Source organism: Pseudomonas sp. GW822-FHT04C11, from assembly GCF_058800905.1.
The window spans coordinates 108,967-121,286 of sequence record NZ_JBXAMS010000005.1 but is presented as its reverse complement, the minus strand read 5'-3'; the positions used below and the strand labels follow the sequence as shown (position 1 = coordinate 121,286).

The following is a 12,320-nucleotide window of genomic DNA, read 5'->3' as shown; positions in this document are numbered from 1 at the left end:
CTTAGGCCTCCAGACTTCCTTAAGTGAACAGCATTGCCGCATTTGCGGGGCTTTTTGTTTCTTCAGATCTTTTGCTGTTAGAGGCGGAACTGCGCGAAGTTGACGTTGGTACCGGCCGGGCGCATGTCCTGAAGGTACGAGTCCTTGTCAGCGCTCAGTTCCAGGCTCAGGGCCGCCTTGCGCTTGCCTTCATTGCGCACCACCAGGCCTTCGAGCTTCTCGCGCAGGAACACCGTCGGCACTTTCAGGTGCAGCAGTTCGTCGGTGGCCGGCGTGTACATCAGCAGGTGAACCCATTCGTACTGACCAATGGCCAGGCGCGCAACCGGGATATCAAACCACCAGATATTGCGGTTGCGGTTCAATTCGGTGAAATGGCAGTTGTTGACGCCAAGCACTGCACCGCCGAGTTCCTGGTTTCTGCGGGCAATGGCCTGCTTTTTATCGAGTTTCATAACGTTCCTACGGGATTGGATCTTCAGCGCCACGGCCTGAATACGTTGCGCATTCTCGGGGCAAAGCCCGCAAACATAAAGCCCAACCTGCATGTGCTGATGAAATGACCGGGTGTAAATAAATGAAACTCTGTGCAACGTCCTCAGGTCAACCTCTACGTAGTCACTGACCTTTGAGTGTTCACAGGAGAAATACCATGAGCAGCACTGGCGATAAAGTTAAAGGCCTGGCCAACGAAGCGGTCGGCAACGTCAAGCAAGGTGTGGGTAAAGCCACCGACAATCCCAAGTTGCGAGCCGAAGGCAAGCTTCAGGAGAAGAAAGGCGAAGCCCAGCAAGCGCTCGGCAAGGCTAAAGACGCGATTAAGAAAACCATCGATAAAATCTGACCCGATAACCTGTTTTAGTGCAGTGTGACGGCCATCCGAGGATGGCCGTTTTTCTGTGGCTTATTGTTATGAATCCCCCCCGAAATTGTTCCAAAGTCGCCAAGTAGGTTACTTTGATGTAGAAAACGGCCCCCTGAGTCGCCCCCGACTTCAACCTTTTTGCGGCGAAAGGAGACGCTATGATGTTCCCCGAGTTGAAAGGCTTGCCCTTGCACCGCGTGATGATGCGCACCGTCACCGAGTTTATTAATGACGAGATGTCGACGTATGCCTCGGCGCTGGCCTATCAGATGCTGTTCTCGCTGTTTCCCTTCATTCTGTTCCTGATTGCCCTGATCGGTTTCCTGCACCTGCCGGATTTCTTTTCCTGGCTGCGCCTTCAGACAGAGCTGGTATTGCCGCCGCAAGCGCTGGAACAAGTGAACCCGGTGATCGACCAGCTCCAGCAATCCAAGGGTGGATTGCTCTCGGTGGGTATCGTCATCGCCCTGTGGACCGCCTCGGCGGGTGTGCGGCTGATGATGAGCGCGATGAACGCAGCCTACGATGTGGTCGAAGGCCGGCCGATCTGGAAGCGCTTTCCGCTGTCGGTCTTCTACACCGTGGGTATCGCCGGCATGCTGCTGGTCGCTGCCGCCTTGATGGTGCTCGGCCCGCAGGTGATGGAATGGATTGCGTCACAGATCGGCATGGAAGAGTTCATCGTCACGCTGTGGACGATACTGCGCTGGCCGGTGATCGTCATTTTGCTGATGGTTGCGGTTGCGTTGATTTATTACGTGATGCCTGATGTGAAGCAGAAGTTCCGCTTTATCACGCCGGGCTCGGTGCTGGCGGTGGTGGTGTGGATCATCGCTTCGCTGGGTTTTGGTTATTACGTCAAGACCTTCGCCAACTACAATGCCATGTATGGCAGTATCGGCGCGATCATCGTGCTGTTGCTGTACTTCTATATTTCCGCCGCGGTGCTGTTGCTCGGCGCGGAAATGAATGCGGTGATCGATCACATGTCGAGCGAAGGCAAGCATCCTGGTGCCAAGGACTTCGGCGAACACGACGAAAAACACCATGTTTCGGGACTGGGCCGGGACCACTCGCTCAACCCAACCACTGACGAAGCCTGACGATGATCCGTGAAATTCTGAAAATGGGCGATGAGCGCCTGCTGCGTATCGCTCCGCCGGTACCGGCCGAAATGTTCGACAGCCCGGAACTGTGGCAGTTGATCGATGACATGTTCCAGACCATGGAAAGTGTCGGTGGCGTTGGCCTGGCTGCCCCGCAGATCGGCGTCGACCTGCAACTGGTGATCTTCGGCTTCGAGCACAGTGAACGTTACCCGGACGCTGACGCCGTACCGCAGACGATCTTGATCAACCCGTTGATTACGCCGCTTGATCCGACGCTGGAAGAGGGCTTCGAAGGTTGCCTGTCAGTGCCGGGGCTGCGGGGGGCGGTTGAGCGTTATCAGCACATTCGTTATGAAGGCTTCGATCCCAAGGGCGAGCCGGTTGTGCGAATCGCCTCGGGGTTTCACGCCCGAGTGGTGCAGCACGAATGCGATCACCTGATCGGCCGGTTGTACCCGTCGCGGATCACCGACTTTCGCAAGTTCGGGTTTACCGAGGTGATGTTCCCGGATCTCGACCCGACGGCTGATGACTAAAGGCGCTAAAAGATCGCTGTTTACCTGCCCGGCTCCAGGCCCATGGCGATCATCGGCTTGTTGCGTTTATAGCGAGCCAGGCGCTCGGCCAGTGCATAGGGCAACAACGGGGCCGCAGTGAAGCCATTGCACTCATAAAAACTGCGCAAGTCCGGGTGGCAGAACAGCCACACCGGCGCCTTGATCTGCACCAGCGCCTGGGCCATCAACGCCCCCGCAATACCTTGTCCCCGAAGGGCCGGGTCGACAAATAACCCCGTCAGCCAAAACCCCTCCGCCATCGGCCGCAAACAGAGTCCGGCGATGATCTCGTCGCGCTTGCCTACCCACAGTTGAGCGTCGCGAACGGCTTTCATCGATGACTGGTGACTGCGGTAAAACTTGTTCAGCAAAGGCCACAGTGGCTCGGCAAGCTGGGTGTACTGGGTGTTGGGCATGTGCGAGAGGGTCACTGCGAAAAATGCGCCTATTATAAAAGAACCAACGCTGCGAGATAGGTGTATACCTGATCTCATATTCCCAGTTGGTGGAGCGTGCATCATGAGCAAAGGCATGGATTCGAAGAAAGCGGCGAAAAAGAAACCGACCAAGACAGCCGTTGAAAAACGCGCTGACAAGAAGGCCAAAAAGGTCGGTGTGTTCGGGCACTGAGCCCGCTTTGACGGAGCCCGGCAATCGGGCTCCGCGTTCATTCTCAAGTGTTCACTTCCAGGTAAATCAGCCATTGAGCTGCAAGATTTCCCCGTGTCGTTGCACAGAAGGGGATAAGGCCGACATTTGTCTGTTGGCTTGTCCTGTTCTGAGCCGAGCCATGTCCTATTACCTTGATCAAAACCTGCGTGAAGAAATTGAAACCCTGCGCCGAACGTTTGCCGGTCGCAGCGAATGGCCGACCTGGCTGTTGTTGATCGGCGTCTACGCGTCCTGGTTTGGCGTACTGCTGGCCAGCGCCTGGCTGGGACTGTGGTTGAGCACGCTGCTGCTGATACCGATCGTGGTGCTGTGGATGTCGGTCCAGCATGAACTGTTGCATGGGCATCCGACGCGCTTTACCTCGCTGAACAAACTCCTCGGTTACGCGCCATTTGCCGTCTGGTACCCGTACACCCTGTACCGCGACAGCCACCTTTTGCATCACCGCGACGAGGACCTGACGTTACCCGGCCGCGATCCGGAAAGTCGCTATGTGAGCGCGCAGCAGTGGCAGGGCAGTTCAGTGTTCGAGCGCAGCCTGCACTGGCTGAACAAAACCGTGTTGGGGCGCTTCGCCGTCGGTGCGCCATTGGCGTTACTGGCGCTGGCCAAGGAAGAATTCCAGCGCTTGCGCCACGGAGATCGCCAGGCCTGGTTGATGTGGCTGACCCACGGCGCGTTGACCGTGCTGATGCTGACCTTCATCGCGGGTTACAGTGCTGTTCCCGTCTGGCATTACCTGTTCTTGATCAGCGTGCCGGCGTTGTCGGTCGGGGCGATCCGTTCCTACTATGAACATCGTCCGCACCGCGAATCGCAAAAACGCACCGTGCTCAACGAGGCTGCCTGGCCTTGGCGCTGGTTGTTCCTGAACCTGAACCTGCACCTGGTGCATCACGATCTGCCGGGTTTGCCGTGGTTCTATTTGCCACAGGTTTATCGCGCGCGACGTGAACAATGGCAGGTGCGCAGTGGCGGGTTTCTGGTGCGCGGCTATGGTGAGCTGTTGCGTCGGCACGGGCTCAGTCCCGTCGACAGTCCGCAGCATCCCTTCAGTTGAGAAGCGGCATGATTTCAGGTTTTGCAGAATTACTGATGTACGTCGCCCCCGAGCCGATACGTCAGGCCAATGAACACTGGCTGGCGCGTATCGTCGAGCGGCTCGGCGCGACCCGTTTGAACGCTGAAGGCCTGTCGTTGATGGAGCTTTGGCTGGCCCCGCAATTACTGCTCACGCAGACCTGTGGCTATCCGCTGATGACGACACTGCGCGGGCAGGTGCGGGTGATCGGTCGGCCGCGTTATGAGCTACCGGACAGCAGCGCTGGCAACCATTGCAGCCTGCTGCTGACCCGGGCCGACGACCCGCGCCGAACCTTGCCGGCGCTGCTGGAGTGCCGAGCGGTGATCAATGGCGAGGACTCCAACAGCGGGATGAATCTGTTGCGTCACCGCATCGCTGCGTTGCAACGCAATGGTCAGTTTTTTTCCAGCGTCTCGGTCAGCGGCAGTCACCGGGAAAGCCTGCGCTGGCTGCGTGACGGGCGCGCGGATCTGGCGTCCATCGACAGCGTGACCTTCGCCTATCTGGCACGCCATGCGCCGCAGGAGGTCGAAGGTCTGCGGGTGGTGGCGCGCAGTGCGTTCAGCCCAACCTTGCCGTATATCGGGGTCGCCAGCCTGACGGACGGGCAAATCGGGCACCTTCGCGAGGTGATGAACCAGGCGTTGAATGAACTGCCTGATGTGGTTGAAGTCCTGGGGCTCCACGAGGTGTTGCCGGCTACTGAAAGCGACTATCGGATCCTCCTGGATTACCGGCAGGAAGCCGAAGAGCTGGGGTATGGACGACTGCGTTGAGGATTGACGCGATTGGTGGACGATGTGATTTATTTATTTCTAAAAAATATATAAAAATAGTTTTTAAGTATTATTAAAGAATAAGGCTCCTTGCTAGGATCGCTGCACCGGACCACCGGACATCCAGCGCAACCCTATCGATTGGAGCCTCCATGTCCGGCACCGACCTTTCTCACAGCGAATACGTCGGCGGATTGTTCCGCTGTCATTATGTTTGGTTGTGCAATCGCTTGCGCGGCTACCTCGATGCTGGCATCAGCGCCGAAGATGTCGCCGCCGAGGCCTTTGCGCAGCTCCTCGACTCGCCGAACCTGACGTCGATCCAACAGCCTCGTGCCTTGCTGACCACTCTTGCTCAGCGGGTGATTTATCGTCTCTGGCACCGACGGGACCGCGAGCGTGAACACCTTGATCAGTTGCGGCACATTCAGCCCTGCCAAGGGCCGTCGCCGGAAGACCTGACGCAGCAGTTGCAGACCTTGAGTGTTCTCGATCAGGCGCTTGACCGCTTGCCGGGCAAGGTCAGGGCGACGTTCCTGCTGTCACGGCTCGAGGGCCTGACTTACCCGCAAATCGCCGCCGAACTGGGCATCTCCCAGCGTTCGGTCAGCGTCTACATGACCCGCTGTCAGACGCTTTGCCAGCGCAGCGCCAATCAACCATTGTTCTCACCCCCCACCCTGAGGTCCGCATGAGATCAATCAAAACCTGGCTCGGCAGTTCGCTGCTGGTCTTCAGCCTTGTGGCGACACAGGCCCCCGCGGCGGAAAAAGTCGCACCCATTCACTTCGGCGACATCACCTGGGAAAGCGGCAGCCTGATCACCGAGATCCTGCGTTTGATCGTCGAGAAAGGTTATGGCTACCCGACTGACACGCTGCCGGGCAGCACCGTCAGCCTTGAAGCCGCGCTGGCCAAGGATGATATTCAGGTCATCGGCGAGGAGTGGGCGGGGCGTAGTCCAGCCTGGATCAAGGCTCAGGCCGAGGGCAAAGTGTTTGGCCTGGGCGATACCGTCAAAGGCGCTACCGAAGGTTGGTGGGTGCCGGAATATGTGATTAAGGGCGACCCCGAGCGCGGGATCAAACCGCTGGCGCCGGAGCTGAAATCGGTCGCCGATCTGGCGCGCTACAAGGACGTGTTCCGGGATCCGGAAGACCCGACTCGCGGGCGCTTTCTCAACAGCCCGACCGGCTGGACCTCGGAGATCGTCAACAGCCAGAAGCTCAAGGCCTATGCGTTGAACGAGAGCTTCGTCAACTTCCGCACCGGCTCGGGGGCGGCGATGGATGCCGAGGTCAGTTCATCGATTCGGCGCGGCAAGCCGGTACTTTTCTACTACTGGTCGCCGACACCGCTGTTGGGGCGTTTCAAATTGGTGAAGCTCGACGAACCGGCCTTCGATGCCGATGCCTGGAAAACCCTGGCCGACGCCAACAACCCACACCCCAAAGGTACGCGCTCGATGCCGGCCAACCTGGCCATTGGCGTCTCGGCACCGTTCAAGGCCCAATACCCGGACCTGGTGGCGTTCTTCGAGAAAGTCGATTTACCGATCGATCTGCTGAACCAGACCCTCGGCCAGATGAGCGAAAAACGCCAAAAACCGCGTGAAGTCGCACAGGCCTTCCTGCGTGAACAACCGCAGGTGTGGCAAGGCTGGGTACCGATGCAGGTCGCGACGAAAGTCAGCAGTAGTCTGTAGGTGTGGCATTCACCGGTGATGGCGCTCATGAAGTCGCCATCGCCGGCAAGCCGTGCTCCTACAGGTTTTGCATGAGCCCTTGATCTCGAGCACATCACATCACCGTAGGAGCAGGGCTTGCCAGCGATCAATCTTCAGTCGTGCGCCACTTCCGCCGCCAGCGCCTCGCTTACCGCAGGCCGTGAGCCAATCCGTACCTGAAAACGCTCCAGCGGCGGCCATTGCTTCAGGTCGATATCAAACAAGGAAGTCCACCGCAGTACGCTGAACAGATAGGCATCAGCGATGCTGAAGCGTTCGCCCAGCAGATAATCCTGTTGTTCCAGTGTCTGGGTCAGCACGGCAAACCGCTTGAACAGTTTCTCCTTGAAGAGCGCTTTCACCTGATCAGGAAACTGCACGTTGAACAGCAGTCCCAGGCCGCCGTGAATCTCACTCGAAATGAAGTTCAGGACCTCCTGCAAACGCACTCTTTCCCAGGATCCGCATGTCGGTGCAAGGCCGGCAAGCGGGCGAAGATCCGCCAGGTATTGCAGGATTGACGGTCCCTCGGTCAGCACATCGCCGTTATCCAGTTGCAGCGCCGCGACATAACCTTTCGGATTGATCGCAAGAAAGTCGGCACCGTCGCCGGTCTTCTTCGTTCGGTTGTCGACGCGGACCAGCTCGAATGGCAACTGCAGTTCACGCAGAACAATGTGCGGTGCAAGGGAGCAGGCTTGAGGCGAAAAATACAACTTCATGATCAGGGTTCCAGGTGAGGATTTTGATCAGTGTCATAGTCGCCCGCGCATGTCGTAAAATTAATCTTTCAGACATCAGCCATAAGGATAGCTACTGCCATGATGAACCTGATGCATTGGCGGATGCTGGTGGCTATCGCCGACACGGGCAACATTACTCGCGCTGCCGAGTGTGTCGGCATGACTCAGTCGGGGGCCAGTCAAGCGCTGGCCTTGCTTGAGGACGTGCTCGGTATTCAACTGTTTGTCCGGGAAAACCGTCAGACCTTGCCGACCGCGGTCGGAGTCCACGTGATCGACCAGGCGCGGGTGATGCTTCAGGCCCTTGAGACCATCCGGGCTACTGCCGACGCGGCGCGGGATATTCAGCGTGGCACGATTCGCCTGGCCAGTTTTCCGATGGTGCTTGCAACGTTTCTGCCGCCGCTGTTGCGCCAGTTCAAGCAACTTTATCCCGGTATTCAGGTGGTGGCGCTGGAGGTCAGCGACAACGAAGTCGAAGCGTTACTCGGCGCTGGCCTGGTTGATCTGGGCGTGGTGCTCAATCCTCCACCTGAACGCAATGCCGGAATGTTGGGGCGAGATACCTGGGTTGCGGTGCTGCCGATGGCGCACCCATTGGCTCGAGGAAACCACGAGCACGGATTGAGGTTGGAGACGTTGGTCGGGCAGCCATTCGTGCTGGCCACTGGTGGATGCAGCGTCAATGCCCGCAGTCTGGCAGCGGATGCAGGTCTTGCGCTGCTGGATGTCCGGGTTGAAGTTCGAGAGTGGGGCAGTGCGTTCGCGCTGGTTCGGGAAAACGTCGGGGTGACACTGGTTCCGGAAATGACCTTGCCAGCCAATCGCAAGGGGTTGCGCGTGCTGCCGTTGGCGGTGCCTGTTCATCGAGAGTTTGCGTTGGTCGCGACACCGTTGAGGGAACCCTCTGCGGCGGTGCAGGCGCTGCTGGCGATGCTCCATCCTGCGGCGCTCTGACCATCGATAAAAAGATGGCCTATTGATGGCCTTGCATCCGTGGCGTTGCTGTCTATGCTCACTCGTAGCTACTGATGCCGGTCAATTTATAAAGCGTGAAAGTCTCGATGCCTCAGCCCGATTGTGCTTGAGTCAGTGTTTTGCGGCCGGCTGTAAATTGAATGATCGATAAGAGTGCGCCACTTAAGGCACTGCGGTGAAAAGGAGTGTTTCTTAGAGGGAATTACTTGTGAATGTTGGGTTGGCCCCTGCACGGGGCGTCAAGAAAAGGATGGCTTGATAAGAGCGTTGCGTTATGGACACTCCGATTAATCATCATTGATCACCTGACTCTTATCCTTCGTCTGAGGATGCGTTTGCCTGTTCTGTGGAAAGTCGTCGTAAGTCCAGTGAAAGACTAGGAACTTCCGTTCATCAAAAGACAGCGCTGAAGGTGATACCACCATGTTCAATCGACACCACAAGTCTGACTTGCTTGAGATAGAGCGATTTAGCTGCGCATTGACCGAGGCCAATGCCAAGTTGGCGGCGATCAGCCGCTGCATGGCAATGATCGAGTTTGACCCCACCGGTGTGATCCTCGAGGCCAACGAAAACTTTTGTAAGGCCGTCGGCTATTCCATCGAGGAGTTACGCGGCAAGCATCACCGGATTTTTTGTGAAGAGGATTACGCCAAAAGCGAAGATTACCAGCGCTTCTGGCGTGAATTGGGTCGTGGCGAATCAAACAGTGGCACCTTCTTGCGCATGAACAAGAGTGGCAAGGAAGTCTGGCTTGAGGCCAGTTATATGCCGGTGATCGGGACTGACCGGCACGTACGAAGCGTGATCAAGGTGGCCTCGGACATCACGGCCCGAATCAATAAAGAGCATGAAAACCAGAGCGTAGTGAATGCCTTGGGCCGTGCCATGGCGGTGATCGAATTCTCCCCCGATGGCAGGGTGATTACTGCCAACGATAACTTTTTGCAGACCATGCACTATTCACTTAACGAAGTAGTGGGTCAGCACCACAGCCTGTTCTGTCATCGCTCGGAGAGCGAGTCGGCGGCCTACAAGGCATTCTGGGCTTCGCTCAACCGAGGTGAATTCCATTCGCGTCGGTTTGAACGGGTCGACAAACACGGTCGCATGGTCTATCTCGAAGCTTCGTACAACCCGATCTTCGACACCAAGGGCCGCTTGTACAAAGTGGTCAAGTTCGCCAGCGACATCACCCGGCAAATGACCACGTTGCAGACTGCCGCCGAGTCGGCCCATTCAACCTCGGTGCAAAACGACGCGTGCGCCCAGAAAGGTTCGCAGGTGGTGCAGCAAACCGTGCAGATCATCGAAGAGATCTCCAGGGATCTCAACGAAGCGGCCCTCAGCATCGATGCGGTGAGCAAACAGTCCGATATCATCGGCACCATTGTTCAGACCATTCGCGGTATCGCCGATCAGACCAATCTGCTGGCACTCAACGCCGCAATCGAGGCTGCGCGGGCCGGCGAACATGGGCGAGGATTTGCGGTGGTTGCCGACGAGGTGCGTAGCCTGGCGGCACGAACCAGCCACGCAACCGTGGAAATTGTGGAAGTAGTGCGCAAGAACCACGACTTGTCCTTGAGTGCAGTGTCGAGCATGCAATCAAGTTTGAGTCGTACTGGACTTGGTGTGGAACTGGCCAATGAAGCGGGCGAGGTGATCCTGGAAATTCAACAGGGTTCACGGCATGTGGTGGACGCCATCAGTCAATTCAACTCGACATTGCAACTTGGTTAAAACGTCATGCAACTAAAAGGATTTCGATCAAGTGTCATTACTTGATCGAGAATCCTTTTTGTCGTTCCAGCGACTATTTAAGAGTGCACGCGAAGCGGGTTGCTCAGGCGACCGACGATATCGAGCGCACTGTCGAGCAAGCGCATGCGCATGAACGATTTGGCCGGCCAGTCCTGTTTCAGCAAGGCCAGACGCTCGATTGCCCAGCGTTGAGGCTCGACCCGTTCGCGCAGGTGGTCAAAGCAGTCGCTGACCTGAATGGCCAACTCATTCCAAAGTGCATCTTCCGGCATCTTCCAATGCCGGGCGCAGAGCAGAACCAGCTCACCGAGATGGCACATGAAGGTGGTGTGCAAGAGTTTGTCGCGCACGAAGTCCGCATCGTCATACAGCGTCATCTGCGGGTCATGCAACTGAAGGTCTAGGCCTTGCCGGTGCAAAGTCTGGCGGTGAATCCGAATGTCGCCGAAGTCACGTACCAGCAGTCGGCTTAACTGTCCCTCGGCACTCATGACCATGAAGCTGTTCTGCTGGTGTGCCTCGAAGGCGACCCCGTAGATCAGGTACAGACCGAGCAATCCGGGAACGGCGATCGATAGATAGTCACGGCAAAAACGCAGCAGTTCCGGTCTGCCGTCGCCTCCTTGGGCCAACCGGACCCACTGGCGCAGTAACGGTTGTCCGTGTTCATCCAGGGCAAACAGGCTGCCAACGGGAACGGCCATCTCGCCCGGCTGCAACACGCTTGACGGGTTGTCCCGGTAAAGCACCGCCAGGTGCCGGGAGCGTTGATCATCTGCCGGTTGCGGCGAGTAATGCACGCCAATACGTTCCGGCACGATGTTCAACACGGCTCGAATCTGCGTCTCCTGCTTGAGTATTTGCAGCAACAATCCGCTAACCCTTGGCCCCATCCGCGCAGAGCGTGGCGAAAGGGTGCGCTGCACGCTGGTCAGTCGTAGCGCCACCGGAAGCTTGACCATCGGTGAACAGCGGTTTGCGTTGGGCGCCAGGGTGCGAAACGACATGGTCGGCTGACCGTTGAACGCAATGATGGTGGTCACGACCAGCACGCGGTCGGCAATTTCGCGAGCAAACGAGCGCGGTAGTTCCTCTGCGGCTTGCCACGGATGGACGGGGATGGGCAGGTAGTCATCCGGGTCGAGACCTTGGGTTAGAAGGTGCTGGATCAATTGTTCGGCCGCGAGCGGGAAATGCCCTTGCCACCAGCCGCGGTAATGCTCAGGTCCGATCAACGATTCGACGTGAGTCCATTGCCGGTGCAAGGCGCACAGGACGACTGGCACGCAGGCTTCGAATTCCGGTGATAGAGCAATGACCTCCGTGGTGCCCAAGCCAAGCTTGGTCTTGTAGTTCGGGTGCCAGGGATGACCCAGCGTGCCCCACTGTTCAAGCACCGATGTCGGGTTCGGGTGGGCGGTGTTGCTCTTGAGCCAGGTCAGCAGATTATCGTCATCGGCGAGCTTGAACTGTTCACGCAGTTGCCGGCTCCAGCCGTGGTGAAAGGCCTGGCACAAGGTGGCGTTGCAGAAGCTGTCATCAAGCTCCTCGCACAGGCGAACGAGGACTTCGGGTGACGGTAAAGGCTCAAGTTGCGTGCAGAGCAGGTTTAGCAACTGTGAAGGAAACAGCAGTTTTTGTGCTGGGCATTCAGAGCGATGCAGCGTGATGTCGCCCTGTAGGTCCCAACTGTTCATCCGCGCCGGGATAAGCCCTTCGAAACACAACCGGGCACCATCGAGCAGCGTAAGCCAATGCACCGAGCCTTCGGCTTTCAGGCTTTTTGGATTCAGCAGGCCTTCGCGCAGCAGCGCCTGCAATAAGCGCTGAAAGCTTGCGCGGGTGCTGAACTCGAGTGTATCGGACAGATGGCCGAGGCTTATCCGGCGAGACGTGAACGCCTCGGTCGCCAGGGCTTCGCTCCAGCGTGAGAGTAACCCTTGCTGTTTTTGCGGGTCCGTGTGCATGACATAAGACTCCTTGGGGCGGTTAAAAGCAGCTCCAAACAGGCTACGGCACGCGCAAAAAAAACGATGGCAAGCGTTT

At 57.6% G+C, this 12,320-nt stretch carries 13 protein-coding genes and 1 pseudogene; 10 read left to right on the top strand and 4 right to left on the bottom strand.

The annotated features are described in order from the left end of the window. Nucleotides 1-77: 77 nt before the first annotated feature. The gene (locus AC1RJ3_RS10300; protein WP_054593671.1) at nt 78-455 is read right to left on the bottom strand and encodes a hypothetical protein; all 378 of its coding nucleotides are present in this window, start codon (nt 453-455) and stop codon (nt 78-80) included. A 197-nt stretch (nt 456-652) separates the two neighbouring features. Here AC1RJ3_RS10300 and AC1RJ3_RS10295 point away from each other — a divergent pair, with 197 nt between their 5' ends. The 3 genes from AC1RJ3_RS10295 (at nt 653) to def (ending at nt 2,510) form a co-directional block, all read left to right on the top strand. Further along, entirely contained in the window at nt 653-844 is a 192-nt protein-coding gene (locus AC1RJ3_RS10295; protein WP_054593670.1) for a CsbD family protein, read from the top strand. 179 nt (nt 845-1,023) lie between these two features. After that, complete coding sequence (locus AC1RJ3_RS10290; protein ID WP_347927811.1) at nt 1,024-1,968, top strand: YihY/virulence factor BrkB family protein; 945 nt, start codon at nt 1,024-1,026, stop codon at nt 1,966-1,968. Between the two features lie 2 nt (nt 1,969-1,970). Beyond that, nucleotides 1,971-2,510, top strand: coding sequence for a peptide deformylase (def, locus tag AC1RJ3_RS10285; protein ID WP_054593668.1), 540 nt, complete (start codon nt 1,971-1,973; stop codon nt 2,508-2,510). 20 nt (nt 2,511-2,530) lie between these two features. Here def and AC1RJ3_RS10280 read toward each other — a convergent pair whose 3' ends face one another. Next, a complete protein-coding gene (locus tag AC1RJ3_RS10280) occupies nt 2,531-2,947 on the bottom strand; it encodes a GNAT family N-acetyltransferase (protein WP_493078757.1) in 417 nt (138 codons plus the stop codon). A gap of 374 nt (nt 2,948-3,321) precedes the next feature. On the opposite strand from AC1RJ3_RS10280, the gene AC1RJ3_RS10275 reads away from it, so the two are divergent. The 4 genes from AC1RJ3_RS10275 (at nt 3,322) to AC1RJ3_RS10260 (ending at nt 6,768) form a co-directional block, all read left to right on the top strand. Further along, on the top strand, nt 3,322-4,263 hold the full coding sequence (locus AC1RJ3_RS10275; RefSeq protein ID WP_493078755.1) for a fatty acid desaturase: 942 nt from the start codon (nt 3,322-3,324) through the stop codon (nt 4,261-4,263). A gap of 8 nt (nt 4,264-4,271) precedes the next feature. Beyond that, nucleotides 4,272-5,063: a phosphate/phosphite/phosphonate ABC transporter substrate-binding protein gene (locus AC1RJ3_RS10270; protein ID WP_493078753.1), complete on the top strand. Its 792-nt coding sequence runs from the start codon at nt 4,272-4,274 to the stop codon at nt 5,061-5,063. 152 nt (nt 5,064-5,215) lie between these two features. After that, the gene (locus AC1RJ3_RS10265; protein WP_103314980.1) at nt 5,216-5,758 is read left to right on the top strand and encodes a sigma-70 family RNA polymerase sigma factor; all 543 of its coding nucleotides are present in this window, start codon (nt 5,216-5,218) and stop codon (nt 5,756-5,758) included. Further along, the gene (locus AC1RJ3_RS10260) at nt 5,755-6,768 is read left to right on the top strand and encodes an ABC transporter substrate-binding protein (RefSeq protein WP_493078751.1); all 1,014 of its coding nucleotides are present in this window, start codon (nt 5,755-5,757) and stop codon (nt 6,766-6,768) included. Before AC1RJ3_RS10265 ends, AC1RJ3_RS10260 begins: the two co-directional genes overlap by 4 nt. A gap of 134 nt (nt 6,769-6,902) precedes the next feature. Here AC1RJ3_RS10260 and gstA read toward each other — a convergent pair whose 3' ends face one another. After that, a complete protein-coding gene (gene gstA / locus AC1RJ3_RS10255) occupies nt 6,903-7,511 on the bottom strand; it encodes a glutathione transferase GstA (RefSeq protein ID WP_493078749.1) in 609 nt (202 codons plus the stop codon). A 99-nt stretch (nt 7,512-7,610) separates the two neighbouring features. Here gstA and AC1RJ3_RS10250 point away from each other — a divergent pair, with 99 nt between their 5' ends. The 3 genes and pseudogenes from AC1RJ3_RS10250 to AC1RJ3_RS10240 all read left to right on the top strand — a co-directional run bounded on the left by AC1RJ3_RS10250 (nt 7,611) and on the right by AC1RJ3_RS10240 (nt 10,253). Further along, nucleotides 7,611-8,489, top strand: coding sequence for a LysR family transcriptional regulator (locus AC1RJ3_RS10250; protein ID WP_493078747.1), 879 nt, complete (start codon nt 7,611-7,613; stop codon nt 8,487-8,489). Nucleotides 8,490-8,933: 444 nt separating this feature from the next. Further along, nucleotides 8,934-9,704, top strand: a pseudogene (locus AC1RJ3_RS10245) (PAS domain-containing protein); the annotation flags it as partial. A gap of 9 nt (nt 9,705-9,713) precedes the next feature. After that, nucleotides 9,714-10,253, top strand: coding sequence for a methyl-accepting chemotaxis protein (locus AC1RJ3_RS10240; RefSeq protein WP_371917621.1), 540 nt, complete (start codon nt 9,714-9,716; stop codon nt 10,251-10,253). Nucleotides 10,254-10,330: 77 nt separating this feature from the next. Here the strand turns inward: AC1RJ3_RS10240 and AC1RJ3_RS10235 are convergent, their stop codons facing one another. Continuing rightward, entirely contained in the window at nt 10,331-12,241 is a 1,911-nt protein-coding gene (locus tag AC1RJ3_RS10235; RefSeq protein ID WP_493078745.1) for an IucA/IucC family protein, read from the bottom strand. Nucleotides 12,242-12,320 lie beyond the last annotated feature (79 nt).